This is a genomic window from Peptoniphilus gorbachii, assembly GCF_016908115.1.
Lineage (GTDB): Bacteria > Bacillota > Clostridia > Tissierellales > Peptoniphilaceae > Peptoniphilus_A > Peptoniphilus_A gorbachii.
The window spans coordinates 158,367-178,411 of the sequence record NZ_JAFBDH010000001.1 but is presented as its reverse complement, the minus strand read 5'-3'; the positions used below and the strand labels follow the sequence as shown (position 1 = coordinate 178,411).

Annotated in this window: 16 protein-coding genes; 12 read left to right on the top strand and 4 right to left on the bottom strand. The window is 29.3% G+C overall.

Features of this window, described 5'->3' with window-relative positions; translation table 11 throughout:
• Nucleotides 1–10: 10 nt before the first annotated feature.
• From JOD41_RS00860 to JOD41_RS00825, 8 genes are all read left to right on the top strand, one after another.
• Nucleotides 11–883, top strand: a complete 873-nt coding sequence (locus JOD41_RS00860; protein ID WP_205051191.1) for a stalk domain-containing protein — start codon at nucleotides 11–13, stop codon at nucleotides 881–883.
• Nucleotides 884–1,201: 318 nt separating this feature from the next.
• Nucleotides 1,202–1,480 carry a metalloregulator ArsR/SmtB family transcription factor gene (locus tag JOD41_RS00855; protein ID WP_205051190.1) on the top strand — a complete coding sequence of 93 codons (279 nt, stop codon included), beginning with the start codon at nucleotides 1,202–1,204 and terminating at the stop codon, nucleotides 1,478–1,480.
• A 32-nt stretch (nucleotides 1,481–1,512) separates the two neighbouring features.
• The gene (locus JOD41_RS00850; protein ID WP_205051189.1) at nucleotides 1,513–4,449 is read left to right on the top strand and encodes a UvrD-helicase domain-containing protein; all 2,937 of its coding nucleotides are present in this window, start codon (nucleotides 1,513–1,515) and stop codon (nucleotides 4,447–4,449) included.
• Between the two features lie 9 nt (nucleotides 4,450–4,458).
• A complete protein-coding gene (locus tag JOD41_RS00845) occupies nucleotides 4,459–5,802 on the top strand; it encodes a butyryl-CoA:acetate CoA-transferase (RefSeq protein ID WP_205051188.1) in 1,344 nt (447 codons plus the stop codon).
• Between the two features lie 264 nt (nucleotides 5,803–6,066).
• Nucleotides 6,067–6,549 (top strand): CarD family transcriptional regulator, encoded by a 483-nt coding sequence (locus JOD41_RS00840; protein ID WP_205051187.1) that lies wholly within the window; start codon nucleotides 6,067–6,069, stop codon nucleotides 6,547–6,549.
• A 33-nt stretch (nucleotides 6,550–6,582) separates the two neighbouring features.
• Entirely contained in the window at nucleotides 6,583–7,674 is a 1,092-nt protein-coding gene (locus JOD41_RS00835) for a PIN domain-containing protein (protein ID WP_205051186.1), read from the top strand.
• Nucleotides 7,675–7,854: 180 nt separating this feature from the next.
• On the top strand, nucleotides 7,855–8,922 hold the full coding sequence (locus JOD41_RS00830; RefSeq protein ID WP_205051185.1) for a pyridoxal-phosphate-dependent aminotransferase family protein: 1,068 nt from the start codon (nucleotides 7,855–7,857) through the stop codon (nucleotides 8,920–8,922).
• A 157-nt stretch (nucleotides 8,923–9,079) separates the two neighbouring features.
• The gene (locus tag JOD41_RS00825; RefSeq protein ID WP_205051184.1) at nucleotides 9,080–11,377 is read left to right on the top strand and encodes a stalk domain-containing protein; all 2,298 of its coding nucleotides are present in this window, start codon (nucleotides 9,080–9,082) and stop codon (nucleotides 11,375–11,377) included.
• Between the two features lie 83 nt (nucleotides 11,378–11,460).
• Here JOD41_RS00825 and murC read toward each other — a convergent pair whose 3' ends face one another.
• Nucleotides 11,461–12,843 carry a UDP-N-acetylmuramate--L-alanine ligase gene (murC, locus tag JOD41_RS00820; protein ID WP_205051183.1) on the bottom strand — a complete coding sequence of 461 codons (1,383 nt, stop codon included), beginning with the start codon at nucleotides 12,841–12,843 and terminating at the stop codon, nucleotides 11,461–11,463.
• Nucleotides 12,844–13,002: 159 nt separating this feature from the next.
• Here murC and spoVG point away from each other — a divergent pair, with 159 nt between their 5' ends.
• Nucleotides 13,003–13,311 carry a septation regulator SpoVG gene (gene spoVG, locus JOD41_RS00815; protein WP_205051182.1) on the top strand — a complete coding sequence of 103 codons (309 nt, stop codon included), beginning with the start codon at nucleotides 13,003–13,005 and terminating at the stop codon, nucleotides 13,309–13,311.
• Nucleotides 13,312–13,454: 143 nt separating this feature from the next.
• On the opposite strand, the gene tnpA is transcribed toward spoVG, so the two are convergent.
• From tnpA to JOD41_RS00800, 3 genes are all read right to left on the bottom strand, one after another.
• On the bottom strand, nucleotides 13,455–13,913 hold the full coding sequence (tnpA, locus tag JOD41_RS00810) for an IS200/IS605 family transposase (protein ID WP_205051181.1): 459 nt from the start codon (nucleotides 13,911–13,913) through the stop codon (nucleotides 13,455–13,457).
• 238 nt (nucleotides 13,914–14,151) lie between these two features.
• The gene (gene alr, locus JOD41_RS00805; protein ID WP_205051180.1) at nucleotides 14,152–15,309 is read right to left on the bottom strand and encodes an alanine racemase; all 1,158 of its coding nucleotides are present in this window, start codon (nucleotides 15,307–15,309) and stop codon (nucleotides 14,152–14,154) included.
• 101 nt (nucleotides 15,310–15,410) lie between these two features.
• Entirely contained in the window at nucleotides 15,411–16,730 is a 1,320-nt protein-coding gene (locus JOD41_RS00800) for a uracil-xanthine permease family protein (protein ID WP_338046844.1), read from the bottom strand.
• A gap of 84 nt (nucleotides 16,731–16,814) precedes the next feature.
• On the opposite strand from JOD41_RS00800, the gene crcB reads away from it, so the two are divergent.
• The 3 genes from crcB to JOD41_RS00785 all read left to right on the top strand — a co-directional run bounded on the left by crcB (nucleotide 16,815) and on the right by JOD41_RS00785 (nucleotide 20,035).
• Nucleotides 16,815–17,177 (top strand): fluoride efflux transporter CrcB, encoded by a 363-nt coding sequence (gene crcB / locus JOD41_RS00795; protein ID WP_205051179.1) that lies wholly within the window; start codon nucleotides 16,815–16,817, stop codon nucleotides 17,175–17,177.
• An 84-nt stretch (nucleotides 17,178–17,261) separates the two neighbouring features.
• Nucleotides 17,262–17,960: a response regulator transcription factor gene (locus JOD41_RS00790; protein ID WP_205051178.1), complete on the top strand. Its 699-nt coding sequence runs from the start codon at nucleotides 17,262–17,264 to the stop codon at nucleotides 17,958–17,960.
• A complete protein-coding gene (locus JOD41_RS00785; RefSeq protein ID WP_205051177.1) occupies nucleotides 17,960–20,035 on the top strand; it encodes a sensor histidine kinase in 2,076 nt (691 codons plus the stop codon). Before JOD41_RS00790 ends, JOD41_RS00785 begins: the two co-directional genes overlap by 1 nt.
• Nucleotides 20,036–20,045 lie beyond the last annotated feature (10 nt).

The window sequence follows — 20,045 nt, the reverse complement described above, 5'->3', positions numbered from 1 at the left end:
GAGGTGTAATATGAAAAAAATTATTTTATCACTATTTTTAGTATTAGTTTTATTACCTAATTCTATTTTTGCTGCAAGTTCTTATGAAGTACCAGTAAAGTTAGTTAAGTATGGCGAACCAGATAAGGAGTCTATGGGCAACCCTTCTTTAAAACAAGTTGCACAAGTTGAAGAAAAAGATGGTAAATTTATTTACAATATTTTTCTTAAGAAGATGGAATTTATGAATATGGAAGGTGAACTTACAAATTTATTTATCTATGATGGCGATAAGGACTCTAAGAGAGTTGAAACTAAACAAAGTCCTATTAATGGTGAATATATAAAGAAGCATGAGTTTGTAAGAACAAATCCAAAGGAAGATCAAATTCTTGTTGCTGTATGGGTTGATGCTATGGATGCTATTGCTGGTGGTGGAAAGGGTTCAGGAGAACAAAAAGCTTACCTAAAATTTGACTGGGCTAATGCTAAGACCATGGAAGCTAAGGATTCTAAAGTTGAAAATAAGAATAAGGCAAAGTCTGAAAAGTCTTCCCCTAACTCTGAGATAAAAATTCTTATTTCAGATAAGGAAATAAAACCAGAGACTTCAGCTTACATTGAAAATGGTAGGACAATGGTTCCCCTAAGGTTTATCTCTGAAGCTCTAGGCGAAAAAGTTGATTGGAAGGCTGATACAAAAACTGTTCTCATTGGAGACAATAAGGCAAGCCTTGTAATTGGAGAAAAAGAAATTGAAGCTAATGGAAAGAAAATTGCAATTGATTCTCCAGCAGTTATTAAGAACTCAAGGACTTTTGTACCCCTAAGAGCAATTTCTGAAATTTTAGGAGCAAAAGTTGATTGGGACGATACTACAAAAACTGTAAAAATAAATAAATGATTAATTATTAAAAATCTCTTATCCTTTTATATTGAATAAGAGATTTTTTTAGATTTTACTATAACAAATATGTGATAATATGTTTGGATTAAAAAATATTTAATAATATGATAATTTAAAAATCTTTATAGCTTAGTTTTTCTTTGTTTTAATGTGTTTAAAAGGCATAAATTATAAGTGTATATTTAAAGTTAATAAATATATATATCTGTAAATATTATTACACAAAAAATCATTGACAAAGGATGGACTTTAAAATATTATAATTAAAGAATATGAATTTAATAATAGTTTGTATTACATATTTGGAGGTATGAAGTGAAGAGTAAAATTGAAAATTTAGAAAAGACAGCTGAAATTTTAAAAGTAATGGCACATCCTATTAGGCTTCAAATTATTAAAAATTTAATAGACAAAGGACCTAGTAACGTAAGCTCACTACAAGAAAAATTCAACATTCCTCAACCAACTGTTTCATCTCATCTTGGAAAGTTGAAAAGAGCTGGTGTTTTAAACAGTGATAGAAATGGAACTGAAATTTTTTATAAAGTTGATAATAAGTTCATAATATCTCTTGCTCAAACAATATTTAATTAATCCCACTAGTGGGATTTTTTTATGGAGTTTTTATGAAATTAAGTAAAATCCAATTAGAAGCCATTAATACAATTGATAAAGACCTTACTTTAATGGCAAGCGCTGGCACAGGCAAAACTAGAGTTTTAATAAAAAGATTTATAAATATTGTAAAAAAATATGAAAACCCAAAAAGTATTTTGGCAATCACCTTTACAAAAAAAGCTGCTGAAGAAATGCTAGAAAGGATTTCAAAGGAGCTAGTAGAAGAAAATATTAATTTTGAGGAAAGAGATTTAAATATTAAGACAATTCATTCTTTTGCCTTAGAAATAGTTGAAAATTACGCCTATATACTTGGTGTAAATCCAAAGTTTAAAATTTTGGAAGAAGCTAAAGAAGGAGAAATCCTAGAAAATTCTGTAAAATTAACATTAAATAGTATTAGAGATGAAAAATTCAAAAATTACTTACTTGATTTTAATACCAATCCTTTTGAAGAAAAGAAGGTTTTTATAGAACTCTATTCTGATTTTAAAAATAACGATTTAGACTTTGAGGATATCTTACATAAGAGTTTGAGATTTTCTGAAAGTGACAAAGACTTTAGAGAGCTCTTTTTACTTTTAGAAGACTATAGAAAAGTAAGTGGAAATAAATTTAAATCTTTTTATGATGAAAACATTGACATTTTCTCAAGTAATGAAAATATTGATTTAGAAGTCCTAAATTTAATAGAGTCAAATTTAGGTTCGTCAAAGAAATATAATGATAAAATCTTAGATATTTTAAATTTAATTCATGAATTAAAAGAGAGTTTCGAAATAAAAAATAAAGATTATTACGAAATTATAATAGAAATTTTAAAAAAAATTGATGATAATTATTCTAGGCAAAAAAAGAAAATTAATGTTCTTGATTATGATGACATTATAAATTATGCCCATAAAATTTTAAAGAACGATGAATGTAAAAAAATACTTCAAAATAGATATTCTTACATACTTGTAGATGAGTATCAAGATACTAATGAAATTCAAAATGATATTATTAATGTTTTTGAAAATTCAAATTTATTTATTGTTGGTGATCCAAAACAATCTATTTATGCTTTTAGGGGGACAGATTTAAATAGCTATTTTAGTTTTGCCAACAAAATAAAAAATCGTGGGATTTCTCTTTTAATGAATAAGAATTACAGAAGTGATGGAAATATTATAAATTTTATAAATTCTAATTTTGAAAATCTTATTGATTCTTATGAAGAAATGGAATTTGACTTTTATAGTAATGGAGGTGTCTATCTCTATAATACTGAAGATAATAATGATTTAGGAAATCTTGTTTTTGATCTATTAAAAAAATATAAGGAAGAAGACATCGCAATTTTATCTAGGAGTAATGCTCAAATCCATGAAATAAGTAGAATTCTTTCCAATACAAATATTCCTTTTAATAAGGGCGAGAGAAGACTTGAAGAAATAGAAGTTTTAAAAATTGTTAAAAATATTTTAGCAACAATTTATAGTCCAGATGATTTTATAAAAACTCTATCTCTTTTTAATTCATCGATATTAAAATTTAACTTTAATAGTTTAGTTAAAATTTTAAATCATGGAATAGATAATACTTTTTCTTTATTTAAGTCAAATATAGAAGATGAAAAAATAAATAATTTTATAGAACTTTTAATTAAGCTAAAAGAAAAATCTGAAATCCTTCTTTTAGATGAAATGATTCAGGAAATAATGAATTATTTATATGAATTAGATACCCTTAATGGAACTGATTGGGACTATCTTTACAAATTTAAAAAAATTGCAGGGGATTATTTAGAAGAAAATTCAAATGATTTTAATAGCTTTGAAAAATATATTCTAAGTTTAAAATTTGATGATTTAGAAAAAGGAATTAATCTTTTGACAATTCATAAATCTAAGGGTTTGGAATTTCATGCAGTTATTATTTCTCACATGGGTAGAGGGAAAAAACTGGGTCAAAATAATAAGATAATAGTGGATAAGGAGCTAGGTCTTGCTATAAAATCAAGTTTTTCTGATTATAGATATAGAAATATTAATGAAAAAATAAAATCTATTGATAGTGAAGAGGAAAAGAGAGTTTTATATGTTGCTATGACAAGGGCAAAGAAGGAACTTATTCTTTTTGGAAATTATGATAAATATAAAAGTGGATCTTATTTTGACTTTTTAGATAAAGAAATTAAAATAAGCGATTATGAATTTTCCCATGAAATAAAAAAAGAAAATTCTCTTAAAAAATATGATGAGCTTAATGTAGATATTAATTTTGAAAATAGAATTAGAGAATATTATACAGTTACTGATTTTATAAATTATAAGAGAAGTCCCTTAGATTTTTATAAGAAATATTTTATGGGAATAGATAGGTATACAAGGGGTCAAGGTAAAAAACAAAAAATTGATCCCAAGACCCTAGGAAATATAGTACATTTATTCGCACAAATTCATTCTAATAAAGATACTAATAAAGGTAATATAGATAAATTTTTGGAAGAAATTTTTGATTATTATGAGGAAGAAATTAATGACAAAAATTTAAATATTGCAAGAAAGCTCTCACTTAATTATCTTCAAATGGAAGAAGAAAATATAATAGAAAAGGAATTATTATTTTATTTCGACTTAGAAGGATTTTTAGTAAAGGGCTTTATTGACCAGGTTATAGAAAAAAATGGAGAATATTATATTGTTGATCTAAAAACAAGTGACTTAGACTATGAAAGTATGAAAAAGTCTTATGAAAATCAATTACTACTTTATTCAGCTATTTATGAAAAATTATATAAAGTTAAAGTAAAGGGTGCGTATATTTTCGATTTAAGGGGTAAAAATAAAGTAATTATAGAGCTAAATGAGAAAAAATTTAAAATTGTAATGGAAGATTTTTTAAACTACATTAAATTTATAAGGTCTCATACTAATTATAAGGATTATTTAAAAATTTAAGGAGGAATTATGGATTATTCTAAAGAGTATCAAGAAAAATTAATTTCAGCTAAAGATGCTGCAAAAATGGTAAAAGACAATATGTGGATTGACTACGCTTGGTGTGTACAAACACCAGTAGCTTTTGATAAGGCCCTAGCAGAAAGACTAGATGAATTAAATGAAATTTATTTAAGAGGTGGAGTTCTTCTTTGGGAACCTGAAGTATTCAAAAAGGATCCTAATGGAGAAAAAGTAGTATGGAATTCTTGGCATGCAGGTGGTCCTGATAGAAATAGAATTAATAAGACTCCAGGTGGTTTTTATATACCACTAAGATATTCAGAACTTCCAAGATGGTATAGAGAAAACTGTAAAGTTGATATTGCAGTAATAGTAACTCCTCCTATGGATAAACATGGCAACTTTAACTTTGGTCTAAGTGCATCTCACTTAATGGCAGTTATAGAAACAGCAGATAAAGTTATAATTGAAGTAAACGAAAAAATGCCAACTGGACTTGGCGGTTTTGAACACGAAATCAATATTAAAGATGTTGATTATATTATAGAAGGAGAAAATCCTGATATCGCAACACTTCCTAAGGGAAGCTTTGGTGAAGTAGATAAAAAAGTTGCAGAATTAATTGTTGAAGAAATACCTAATGGAGCAACTCTTCAGCTTGGAATTGGTGGAATGCCAAATGCTGTAGGCTCACTTATTGCAGATTCTGACTTAAAGGATTTAGGTGTTCACACAGAAATGTATGTTGACGGCTTTGTTGAAATGGCAAAGAAGGGTAAACTTACTGGTGCTAAGAAAAATATTGACAGATTTAGACAAGCTTATGGATTTGCTGCAGGTTCAAAGGAAATGTATGACTACATTGACAATAACTCTGCTTGTATGGCAGCTCCAACATCTTATACAAATGATGCAAGAGTAATAGCTGAGCTTGATAATTTTGTATCTATAAATAATGCTGTTAATGTCGATTTATTCGGACAAGTATCTTCTGAATCTTCTGGAGTAAAACATATTTCAGGAGCTGGTGGACAACTTGACTTCGTACTTGGTGCATATTTATCAAAAGGTGGAAAGTCATTTATTTGTCTATCTTCAAAATTTATGAATAAAAAGACTGGCAAGGAAGAATCAAGAATCGTTCCTAATTTTGAAACATTTTCAGCAATTACAGCTGCAAGACCAAACACTCATTGGCTTGTAACAGAATATGGAAAATTTAACTGCAAGGGTCAATCAACTTGGCAAAGAGCTGAAGGAATAATTAATCTTGCTGCACCTGAATTTAGAGATGAGCTAATTAAAGATGCAGAAAAGATGAATATTTGGAGAAGAACTAACAAGAGATAATTTAATTTTAAATTTAATAAAATAGTAAATTAGCCCTCTAAGTATTTTTAGAGGGCATTTTATATTTATAAAAGATATTTAAAATTTCACAAAAAACTTTATTAATTATCACATTAATAATTTATACTATAAATAAAATTTTAAGTAAATTAAAATTTATCAAAAAAATCTTTGCATAAAACTATAATCTATGATATATTAAATAGTTTTTACTTTTTTGCAAATCTCTGTTATACTAATAATAGGGATAATAGGAGGTAAAATATGTTTAATATTGGCGATAAAATTGTATATCCTATGCATGGGGCAGGCGAAATAGTTGCGATAGAAGAGAGAGAGATTCTCGGAAATGTCCACAAATACTACATAATGAGATTACCTATAAACGAGTTAAAAGTTATGGTTCCTGTTAAAAATGCAGAAGAAGTTGGTGTTAGAAAAATTTCTGATGAGAAAACTATGGAAAAATTACTAGAAACACTTTCTTCAGATAGGGAAATTACTATGCCAAAAAATTGGAATAGAAGATATAGATTTAATTTAGAAAAAATAAAATCTGGCGATTTAACAGAAATTGCTGATGTTATAAAGTGTCTGGAAAATCTAGACAAAAAAAAATCTCTTTCTACAGGAGAGAGAAAAATTTTGACAGAAGCAAGACAAATCATTGTTTCAGAGATGGCTCTTGTTTTTGATAAAAATGTGGAAGAAATTTCAAAATTAATTAATGATGCCATTTTTGGTTAAGGAGGGATTTTTATTAGTAAGAACCGAAAAATTGTGTCCAAAATTTTTAAGGTGCTATTTACTTTAATAGGTGCATTAGTCGGTATTTTTATCGTGTCTGTATTATCAGACATGCAATTTGTAAAAGCTATTGGAAGCCAAAAAATTGTGACAGTTATTTCTGTCATTATAGTTATTTTATTTGCACTTATATTTTTTATACTTTCACCAAAGACTTTTAGAACTTTGGAGGATCTTTTGGCTTTATGGCAGAGAGAAATTCAAACCAAATCTTTTACAGAGGTAATACTTGGCGCAGTGGGATTAATTATTGGTCTCATAATAGCATTTTTAATATCACAACCTATTTACAAGATTCCAATTCCCTATGTGGGTTCAGTAATATCAATTTTACTTTATGGGATGCTTGGTTATTTAGGTCTTAACATAGGAATGTCAAATAAGGACACCATTTCAGAAAAAATAAGAGATTTAACTCTTTTGTCTGCAAAAAGAAACACTAAGACAAAGGAAACTGTTAAAAATCGTGAGGGCATTCCTAAGGTATTAGATACTTCAGTAATTATTGATGGTAGAATACTTGATATTGTAAAAATTGGTTTTATTGAAGGACCACTTGTAGTTCCAGTTTTTGTATTAGAAGAACTTCAACACATTGCCGATTCTGCTGACTCTTTAAAAAGAAATCGTGGCAGAAGAGGGCTTGATACTGTTGCTGCAATTCAAGAACTTAAAAATGTTGAAGTTATTATATATAAGGGAAAAATTGAAGAAATTCCTGAAGTTGATTCAAAATTATTAAAACTTGCCATTGATTTAGGCGGTAAAATTGTAACTAACGATTATAATTTAAATAAAGTAGCAAAAGTTCAAAACCTAGAAGTTTTAAATATTAATGAACTTGCAAATGCAGTTAAACCACTTTACTTACCAGGTGAAGAAATGAAAATTTTAATTGTAAAAGAAGGTAAAGAACAAAATCAAGGTCTAGGTTATTTAGATGATGGTACTATGATTGTCGTTGAAAATGGAAAAGATCTTATTGGAGAAAATGTTAACGTAATTGTTACAAGTGCTCTACAAACTTCAGCAGGAAAAATGATTTTTGCAAAATTAAAATATTAAATTTTTGGCTCTGTCTTTGGCAGAGTTTTTTATTTATTGAATAAATTTAATAATAATTTATTTAACAAAACTAGTGAAGGTCTCCTAAACAAAATAATTATTTGCAAGTTTACAAAGTTTTTTTATTTGACTATAATTAAATTTTGTATTATTATTTTAGCATAGATAGGGGGAATAAGGATGAAACTATTTTTACCCGGTCCTGTGTCAGTTCGCAGTGAAGTTTTAAAACAATTTGAAAAACCTGTTATAGGACACAGAACTAAGGATGCATCAGAAATTCAAAAATCAATTTTTATAAATATGCAAAAAGTTTTTGGAACTAAAGAATATATTTTAACTTCAACATCATCAGGCACTGGACTTATGGAAGGTGCTATTAAGTCATGTACAAAGAAGAGGGCATTGGTCTGTTCTTTAGGTTCCTTTGGAGAACTTTGGCAAAGACTTGGTCTTGAAAATGGAATTGAAACCGATATTTTAAAGGCAGAGCCAGGTGAAGCAACTGATCCAAATAAATTAGAAGATTTATTGATGAAAAAAGAATATGATTTTGTTGCTATAACACACAACGAAACATCTTCAGGTATTTTAAATAGTCTTTCTGAACTTAAAGAAGTTATAGATAAATATCCAGAAATTATTTGGGCTCTTGATACAGTAAGTTCTGCCGGAGGAACTCCAATTGATCAAGATAAATATGGCATAGACATAGCCATAACATCTTCACAAAAATGTTTAGGACTTGTACCAGGTCTAAGTTTTGCATCTTTTTCAAAAAAAGCTGTAGAGAAAGCAAAGACAGTAGAAAATAGAGGTCATTATTTAGATTTATTGCTTCTCTATAATTTTTCAAAAGAACATGACTATCAGTACCCATCAACTCCTGCCATTTCAAATATGGTTGCTGCAGAATACCAACTTGATTATATAATAAATGATGAAGGTCTTGAAAATAGATTTAAGAGACACTTAGATATGTCAAATTATTTTAAAGATTGGGCAAATAAAAATTTTGAAGTTTTTGGAGATAAAAAATATTTATCACCAACAATAACTTGTGTAAAAAATACAAAAAATTTAGACTTCAAAACATTAAATAGTGACTTTATAGAAAAGGGAATTGTAATTTCCAATGGTTATGGACCTATGGCTGATAAAACTTTTAGAGTTGGACACATGGGTGACACAAGTTTAGATGACATGAAGGAATTTACTAAAGTTTTTGATGATATTTTAAAAAAATAAAATATTTAAATAAAAAATATCTTGCCTAAGGCAGGATATTTTTTTGAGAAAAATTTTAAAATTTAGCTATATAATTAAGTTTTTGTTACAAATTAAAAAATTCTTTGAGAAAATACTTATCTTCATTTATACTTTTTATGTAAGCGAGGTAGATAAAATGAATAAAAAAAGAATTAGCCTTGTAATGATTATATTTTTTATGATTGTTACATCTAATGTATTTGCAGCCAATAAATTATTATTTAAGGAGCCTATTGCTCCAGGTGTTGTGAGATACAAATATGAAATTTCTAGAGATAAAAAGAATACCCAGACAAATGTTGTTACAGTTGATTTAAATAATCCACATATAAAAATTAATACAGTAGCAGGTGGAGGAACTTATACTAATAAGGCAACTGTGTCACAAATGGCAGATAGAACTAATGCTGTTGCTCTTGTAAATGGAGATTTCTTTACAATGCAACTTCAAGGTGTGCCACTTGGGGCATCTATTATTGATGGAGATATGAAATCATCTCCAGCGGTATTGACTGATATTTGGTCCTTTGGAATTGATGAAAATAATACTGCTTTTATTGACAGCACAAAATTTGTTGGAAGCATAACTGCTCCCAATGGAAAATCTTATCCAATTGATGGATTAAATAAAACTTTTTATTGGTACCAACCATCTAAAGAATATTCTCATGAATCAAAAATTCAAATGTATGATTCCTTCTGGTCTTCAAAGTCTAGGGGAGATAAAACTGCTGGTGAAGTTCTTTTATCACAAGACAATGTAGTAGAACAAATTGTTTACAGAAAAAATATTGACATGAAAATTCCTAAGGGAAAGAAAATATTGCAAGTAAGTGGTGGTTCTGAAAGATTTGTGCGTGAAAACATAAAAGTTGGCGACAAAGTTCAAATTAATACTAATATTGAGCCAAATAGAAATTGGAAAATGATGATTGGTGGTCATGCACTTCTTGTCGAAAATGGAGCTATAAAAAAATATACAAAGGATGTTACATCAATTGGTGGCATAAGAGCAAGGACTGCTGTGGGAATAAGCAAAGATGGAAAAACTGTTTACATTGTTTCTTGCGAAGGTAGAACAAAAAGATCTGCTGGTCTTTCACTAAATGAGTTATCTCAGTTTATGCTAGATCTTGGTGCATTTAAGGCAATGAATTTAGATGGTGGCGGCTCTACTGCCATGGCAGTTAGAAATCTAGGGGATATTAAGAGAACTAGAGTTACTAATCCTGAAAGAAATGCAGCAGAAAGAAAAGTTGTAAATGGTTTAGGAGTTTTTAACACAACTACTAATACTGGTGTTATTTCTGATGTAAAATTTGAAAGTGATTTAAATACAATTGTTGGAGAGCAAATTAATTTAAAATTAAAATCAGCATGGGATGAATTTTTAAATCCCATTGATATTAAAGACAGAACTTATACAGTGGCAGATAATTCTAATGGAGCTAATATTTTAAAGAGCTTAGATTATCTATCAATTACACCAGGAAAATTTAATTTAGCTTTAACAACAAATAAGGGCGAAAATATTAATAAAGAAATAAATATAGCTGATCCTTCAAAATATTCAAAATTTACTATTGATACTAAGAATAAAATCATTAAAAAAGGAATGGCTTTAGATATAAATGCCAAGGGTGAATACAACAATAGAAAGATTAAAATTTCTCCAAGAGTTATAAATTATTCCTTTGAGGATATGACAGCTAATGTGGACCCAAACAATTTTAAAATTAATGTACTTGATTACGGTAGAAATCCAAAAATAATAGCAAAACTTGGAAATAAAACTTCAACTATTGCACTTTATGATGAATCTACTAGATTAATTAAAATGAAAATTAATGATGTTAACTATAGTATTAATGGTGAATCTAAAAAGATGGATGCAAAACCATTTATTAAGAATAATAGAACTTTAGTACCATTAAGATTTGTTGTTGAAGCGCTTGGTGGAGAGGTAAATTGGGATGGAGAAAATAGACTTGTAAGAGTCAATAGCAATGGCAAAAATATTGAGCTTAAAATTGATTCCCCAATTATAAAAATTGATGGCAAAGATGTAAAAATTGATCAAGCAGCAATTATTAAGGGGGACAGGACTTATGTTCCAATTAGATTTATTGCTGAAAACTTAGACATGGTTGTTAATTATATTAATGAAAGTCGCGAAATAGAAATTTCTTCATTTGAAAATAAGGATACTGAAAAAAAGATTGAAACAAAAAAAGATGAAAGTTCAAAAAATACAGAAAATAATAATTCTAAAAATTTAAGAACTAATTCTAATAATAAAATTAATTCAAAGAATGAAAATAATCAGATAAATAATAATGATGGAAAGAATTCTAATGACAATAAAAGTACAGAAAACATTAATAATACACAAATTAATAATAAGCCACAAAATAACATAAATAATTTTAGTTAAAAATTTTTAAAAGATCTCCATTGTGAGATCTTTTTTTTTGCCAAAAAAAAAGGAACTCAAAGAGTTCCAAATTTTTTATATTATTATTTATCTAAAATCATTTCGCCTATTTTATATACATCTCCAGCACCCATTGTTACAACTACATCGTCTTTTTTAACATTTTCTTTTAAAAATTTTACAATATCTTCAAAGCCAGAAATGTAAAAGGCATTATCTCTATGTTCTGAAATGGCATCTCTTAAAGTTTTTGAGTGAATGTCACCATAATCTTTTTCACGAGCAGCATAAATATCTGTGATAATAATTATATCAGATTCGTCAAAAGAGTTAGCAAAGGCATCTAATAAAAGTTTTGTTCTGGTAAATGTGTGAGGTTGAAAAACAGTGTAAAGTTTTCCAGCACAAGCTTTTTTAATTGCGTGAATTGATGATTTTATTTCTGTTGGGTGATGAGCATAGTCATCCATAATTTTAGTGCCTTTGAAATAGCCTTTTTCTTCTAATCTTCTTTCCACGCCCTTATAAGATTTAAGTGCGAGAACTGCATTTTCTATAGAAATATTATTAACATAAGTTGCGGCAATTGCAGCAAGAGAATTTAAAACATTATGGCTTCCAAGGACTGAAAGTTCAACATGACTTATTTTTTTACCTTTAAGATATAAGTCATAAGTTGGAAAACCGTCATTTGAAAAGTCTATATTTTTTGCCATTAAATCAGCTTCATTATTTATGCCAAAAGTAAAGACTTTGCAATTATCAATTGGGAAAAGTATTCTTACATTTTCATCATCAACATTTAAAATAACATAATCATCTTCATTTAAGTTGTCAACATATCCCTTAAAAGTTCTTATTATATGATCTATATTATCAAAATAATCTAAGTGATCTTCATCGATATTTAAAATAATTTCTGTAGTTGGAAAATATTTTAAAATATTTGCCTTATATTCACAGGCTTCAGTCAAAAATAACTTTTCTTCACCTATTTTAATATTGCCATCAATATCCTTTAGTTGACCTCCAAGCATAATAGTTGGATTTACATCAAGGTCTTTAATAATTTCTGTAATCATAGAAGTAGTAGTAGTTTTGCCATGAGTGCCTGAAACTGCAATTGATTTTTTGTAATTTTTCATTATTGCACCCAAAAATGTAGCTCTATCTACTAAATCAATTTTTTCTTTGACTGCTTCTGTATATTCTTCGTTGTCAAAAGAAATTGCATCTGTAAAAATCACAAGGTCCATGTTGTTAATATGCTCTTTCTTGTGTTCATAATATATTGTGGCACCATTTTTTTCTAGCTTTTCTGTGTTAATAGATGGATTTCTATCGCTTCCAAAAATATTGTAGCCTTTGTAAAGCATGAGCTCAGCTAAAGCTGACATACTGATTCCACCAATTCCAATAAAAAATATATTTTTATACTTACTATTATCTATATTAATTTCAAACAATTTATTTCCTCCAATTCTTTTTAATTATAACACAAATTTTTACAAAGAAAAAAATAATAAGTTTCTATTTAAATAAATTATAGTAAATAATTTAATTAAATCGTTTATTATATATCTAAGTTGTGCTATAATATGGTAAAGAAAGAGAGGGATACTTGTATGAACATAACTGATGTAAGACTTCGCAAATTACCAACTGAAGGAAAGCTTAAAGCAATAGTATCTGTAACCTTTAATAACGAATTTGTGCTTCATGATATAAAAATAATAGAAGGAAATGAATCATTATTTTTAGCAATGCCAAGCAGAAGACTATCTAATGGTGAATACAGAGACATTGCTCACCCTATTAATGCTGAAGCAAGAAAAGAATTGGAAGACGTAATATTTAAAGAATATTATGCAGTAAAAGAAAAATTAGATTCAGAAGAAACTGAAAATGCTGAAAAAGAAGAAATAAGTGAGTAAGAATCATAACCACCCGTAAAACGGGTGGTTTGATTACGGGCTATAAGCCCGAGTGATACCAACCAGCGTCTCAAGGCGCTGGTTTTCACTTTGTTCAAACCTTATTGTTTTTGCCTCTTTAGCCAGCCCTGAAAGGGCTTCATTCATCTTCTTTTGAATGGATCTTCGTATTCTTTTACACTCAATTTATCCATTGCTATGTCGTGTTGCTCTTGCTCTCTTATATACTTTGCTATTGTTTGTTCATTCAATCCTACTGTACTTACATAATATCCCTCTGCCCAAAAATGTCTATTTCCAAATTTGTATTTTAGGTTTGCATGCTTGTCAAACATCATTAGTGCACTTTTCCCTTTTAAGTATCCCATGAAACTTGACACTGATATTTTTGGAGGAATACTAACTAACATATGCACATGGTCTGGCATTAAATGTCCTTCTATTATTTCTACTCCTTTGTATTTACATAACATCCTAAATATTTCTCCCAAACTATCTCGGTATTGATTAAATACTATTTTTCGTCTATACTTTGGTGTAAAGACAATATGATATTTACACATCCATTTTGTGTGTGATAATGAATTTGCCTTTTGAGCCATATTAATCACCTCTTATTATTTTAGGTCTGAACAACTCTATTATAATACTGAGGTGATTTTTGGTATAACCTATTGTTGCCTACCCGCATAGCGGGTAGTTTTATGTTTCGCACGCGTTGCGTGCTCAACTGACTAAAGTCACAATAAGAAAAAGAGAGCTATGAGCTCTCTTTTTTAATAAATGACCCCAAAAGCTATTAAAGTTTTTGGGGTTTAAATTTTATGAAATTTATAAATATTAATCCATACTGCTCACATGGACAAGTTCTCCATGTCTATAATAATATTTTGGGAGTCTTCTATTAAAATGAGTTATAAAAGAAGTTTCACAGTCGCAGGAGTATTGGCAAATATCTCTTACTTTTATTTCTTCTTGACCTTGTTTTCCTATTAAGACAACTTCGTCTCCAATTTTACAATCAACACCAGAGGCATCAACCATCATTTGATCCATGCAGATTAAGCCAATTTGCTTGCATCTCTTTCCATTAATTAAAACTTCGATTTTTTCTGACAAAATTCTTGGAAAAGCATCGGCATATCCAAGGGGAAGAGTGACAACCTTAGTGTCTTTGTGGCACTTATAAAACCTTTCATAACCTACAGTTTCTCCGCTTTTTACCGTACGAATAGAGGCAATTTGTGCTTTAAGAGATAGAAATTCTTTTAGTCCAAATTCTTCAGGCAATTTTTCGCTATCTGTATATCCAAACTGTATTATGCCAGGTCTTACCATATTAAGGTCGTATTCTCTGTGATATAAGACAGAAGAAGAATTTGCAATATGTTTGTATGTAATTTTGTAGCCGTGATCTTCAATTTCTTTTATAAAATTTGTAAAAGCTATAAACTGTCTCTTTGTAAATTCTGGATCAGATTCACTGGCAGCAAAGTGAGAAAAAATTCCTTCAACAAAAATATTTCCAAGCTCAAATATTTTTTTAACTTCTTCTAATGAATTTTCTCCTGGAATAAAACCTATTCGCGACATTCCACTATCAACTGCAAGGTGAAGCTTAGCTTTTTTACCTAAGTACCCTGCTATTTCATCTAGTTTTCTTGCATCTTCAAGTGTATAAATAGTTAGGGTGATTTCATTTTTTACTGCATCTTCAAAGAGATGGGATGGTGTGTAACCAAGTATTAAAATAGAAGTGTCAGAAAACTCTTTTTTTAATCTCAATGCCTCACTTAAAGTTGCAACACCGTAAAACTTTATGCCAAGTTCTCTAGACACATAAGAAAGGGGAATGGCACCAAGTCTATAGGCGTCACTTTTAACTACGCTCATAATTTCTGTTCCCGGAGTAATTATACTTTTTATTTCTTTAATATTATTTTCAAAATTATCTAAATTTATTTCAATCCAAGCTGGTCTTGTCAAAAAATCCTTCATGTTATTTTCCTTTCAAAAGAGAATTTCTTTTAACATTATAGCACAGTAAATGGATTTAGAAAATTTTTTCATAAAAAAACTGCTCCAAGAGCAGTTTAATTTTAATAATCCTTATCCACAAGTAAAATGTTTAATATTACAGCTACAATAGTTCCACCAGATATACCTGATGAGAAAAGTGCTGCTAGTAAGCTTGGGAGTTTTGCAACAATATCTGGTTTCATAGTTATTCCTATACCAACGCCAATTCCACCAGCAATTATCATAATATTTTTCGTGGAAAATTTTGCCTTGCTAAGAGCTTGCATACCTGAGCCAATAATTGTACCAAACATAAGAATTCCAGCTCCACCAAGAATTGGTGTAGGCATAATAGAAACTAGTGTTGCAAATTTAGGGCATAAACTCATAATAATTAAGATAAAGGAAGAATAAAGAGCGACCTTTCTTGAGGCACACTTAGTAAGTGGAATTAGACCAACATTTTGGCTGAAGGTTTGTGCTGCACCTGAACCAAAAACTGGAGAAAGCATAGAGCCAATGGCATCAGCTCTAACACCACTTGCAATGTCAGCATCAGATAAGTCTACTTCACACACTGTTCCCAAAGTTTTCATAACTCCAACAGTTTCAATTATTGTTACAAGATAGCCTGCAATAAAGGGAACTACAAATTTTAAATCAAATTTAACTCCAAAGGGAAAAATTTCTGGAATTTTTATCCAAGGAGCGGCTGCAACTTGTGAAAAATCTACAAGATGTAGTGGAATACAAATGATGTAGGAAATAATCATGGCTATAAAAACTGATGCTGTCGTTACAAAACCTCTGCCATAGTGATTAATAAAAATTATAAGTAGGAAGGTAAATACAGCAATCCCAATAAAGAGTGGGTCACCATAATTTTCTGCACCATAACCTCCGCCAACCCAGTCAAAGGCAACAGGCATCATTGTAATTCCAATTAGGGTAATAACAGTACCTGTTACAACTTCTGGGAAAAATTTAAGAAGGGGCTTTATAAAAAAGCTTAAAATTAATTCTAAAAAGGCACCCATTATAGTTGCACCAAAATAACCTGCAAGTCCGCCGCCCATAGTATTAATTACAGCATTGGCAGGTGGCACAAAGCCAAAGTCAGTTCCCATAATTGTTGGAAGACCAATACCAACCTTTGCGTTGCCCTTAAAGATTCCCTTAGTTTGGATAAAAGAACAGATACCAGAGGCAAGTAGGGCAGCAGAGATAAGCACAGAAGTCTCGGCAACATTTGTACCAGCTATAGCAGCAATACTAAGTGGAACTGCAATAATTCCACTAAAGGCAGTCAAAATATTTTGAAATCCAAGTAGGGAGGACTTTAAAAAATTTGGCTTGTCATCAACTTCGTATTCAAGTTTCATTACATTGTATTCCTTCACAATAAACTCCTTTTTTAATATAATTATAACAAAATGATTTTAGCACATAAGCATTTGTCATACAATAAAAGAAAGGAGCAAAAAATGTATTTATTTGTAGCACTAGGTGGGGCCTTAGGTTCTGGTCTTAGATATTTTTTAAGTAACAAGATAAATTGTGGTGGAGATTTTCCCCTTGCCACCCTTATAATTAATGTAGTGGGAGCTTTTTTTCTAGCAATAATTGCCTTTTACGCTGAGAAAAATAAATTGGATCCTAGATTAATTTTATTTTTAAAGGTAGGATTTTGCGGAGGCTTTACAACTTTCTCAACTTTTGCCTTTGAAATATTTAATTTGGAAAAGAATGGGAATTTAATGCTTTCAATCTTTTACGCTTTATTAAGCATAATTTTATCTATTTTTGCAATTTATTTTGCAAGGTTTTTAATACTAGAAAAATTTTAAATTTATAATTTAAGAAATTTGTAAGAATTTTGTAGACTATTTTGTAATTATTTTTTGCTATTATAATGGCAAAGGAGGGATGTAATGGATAAATACAATATTTTAATTGCCGAGGACGACAAGGAAATTGCCAGGTCCATTGGAATTTATTTAAAGAATGAAAATTTTGAAATTTTTTATGCTGAAGATGGGCTTGAAGCTCTAGAAATTTTTAAAAATGAAAAAATTGATTTAATTATAATGGACCTCATGATGCCAAAACTTTCTGGCGAGGAAGCAATAATTAAGTTAAGAGAAGTTTCCTTTGTCCCAATAATTATCCTATCTGCAAAATCAGAGGACACAGACAAAATTTTTGGACTCAACATTGGCGCTGATGATTATGTTCAAAAGCCCTTCAATCCAATGGAACTCATTGCTCGTGTTAAGAGCAATTTGAGAAGATTTTATGCCTATGATTTAAAAAATGACAGAAACTTTATAGAAATAGGAAGCATTAAATTAGATTTATCTCAAAAAATTGCCTATGTTGAAGATAAACCAGTTGCCCTAACATCTATTGAGTTTAAAATTTTGGAGCTACTCATGAGAAATCCCAATAGAGTTTTTTCCATTGAAGAAATTTACGAAAGTGTCTGGAATGAGCCAGCCATGGAGGCAAAGACTGTGACAGTTCACATTAGACGAATTAGAGAGAAAATCGAAGTAAATCCAAAGAAGCCAATGTACTTAAAAGTCCAGTGGGGTCTTGGATATAAGTTTGAAGATTTGAGGCGAAAATAATGAAAAAAAATTCTTACAAATTATCCTATTATGCTTTAATAATTTTAGCAATTTCCCTAGTATCACTTTTGGCAGGATCGTTTTTCTTTTCTAAGAATCCTGATTCATCTTATAAAAGAAATATGACAGAAAATAGGATTTATAACACTCTAAATATGTCAGTAAATGACAATGATGATTTTTATAGTAATTATAAAGAATTTAACTATGCTATAAAGTCTTATAAGTTAAAATATTTTGACAAAAACGGAAATGTTGTTACAGATAGAGGAGTAATAGAAGCTCAAAAGAAAAAAGATGCCCTAAAAGAAAAGGGACTTGACCCAAAACTTTATTTGGATGAAGGCATGATAGACCAACCAGAAATAAAATCTGAATATAAAACTTTTTACCTAACTAATGAATATGAAAAAAATGAATTTGATCCATTAGAAATTGAAATGGGAAATAATGACTTTTTGATTACTGGTTCGGTAATTGATGATAGTATAGTGATTGATAAAGTTCAAAAAAGTAAAAGACTTATGGATAGTGACTATAATTTTATCGACAAGTCTTTTAAAGGGGCTCTAAATGAAACCTTTAGTAAATTAAATAGTAATAATAATGTTAAAAATCTAAAGTTTGCTTATTACACATCATTAGATGATGAAGTTTTTAAAGATATTGAAAGAGATGTATTTAAAGACCAAGTTTTTGTTCAAATTGGAATTAGTGTATTAATTGCTGCAATTTTATCTCTTCTTCTTGGACTATTTATGAATATGGAAAAAGTTGACGACAGCGAAAGATTGAGGAAAGTTTTCAAGTTTCCAATAGAACTTGTGATTATTCTATTTGTAATATTTGCAGTTTCTGCTGCAGGAATATCAAGCATGAATCAAATTTACAGCAATTTGTATATTTTCTATTTCTTATATCTAATCGGTCTTGTAATTGTTTCACTAACAGTAAATTATTTGGTAATTTTATTAAAGAGCGTATTTAACAAGAATACAGAAAATTATCTTCTTAAAAATTCATTAATTTATAGAATTTTTACTGGTGCTATTTCAGAATTTTCAAATATAGATGAAGAAAATAAAAATATTAAAGATGCAAAAATTAAATTTACCCTAGTTTATTTTGGAATTTGTTTTGTGCTGTTTATAGTATTCCTCTTCTTTGCATCATTATATTCCTCTGCTCTTGAAGGAATAGTAATTCCAATGATATTATTTGGCATATTCATTTATTATATATTGATGAAAAATATAAATGAAGTTGCAAGAATTTCCAGGGAGTCCAGTGAAATTGTTAAGGGAAATTATAAAAAGAACATTGAAAAAAAAGGTGGACTTTATGATGGCATAGTCGACAACTTTAACAATATTGGAGAGAACTTAGACCTTGCCATTGAAGATGCAGTAAAATCTGAAAGATTAAAGACAGAACTCATTACAAATGTAAGCCACGACTTAAAGACTCCATTGACATCTATAATTAATTATTCTGATCTCTTATCAAAAGATGATAATACAAAAGATGAAGTTAAGGAGTATTCAAAAATAATAAATGAAAAGTCCAACAAGTTAAAGGTTTTAATTGAAGACTTATTTGAAGTATCAAAGGCGACATCAAATAATATTGAGTTAGATAGGCAAGAACTTGACTTTAATTCTCTTGTTCAACAATCCATAGGAGAGTGGGAAGACAAAATTTCAGAAAAAAATATTGAAATTATTTCAAATCTTCCTGAAGAAAAAGTAATGCTTAAGATTGATGGACAAAAATTCTCAAGAGTTCTAGACAACTTATTCTCAAATATTTCTAAGTACGCATTAGAAAACTCAAGAGTCTATGTTGATTTAATTGACGAAGATGGAGTAAGACTAACTATTAAAAATATTTCCAAGTATCCACTTAACATTTCCGCAGAGGAACTTATGGAAAGATTTACTCGTGGAGAAAAATCAAGGACAACATCAGGCTCAGGTCTTGGCCTATCAATAGCCTCATCCTTTGTGAGAGCTCACGGAGCAAGCTTTGACATAGATATCGACGGAGACTTATTCAAGGTTAGGATAGAATTTTAAAATAAAATTC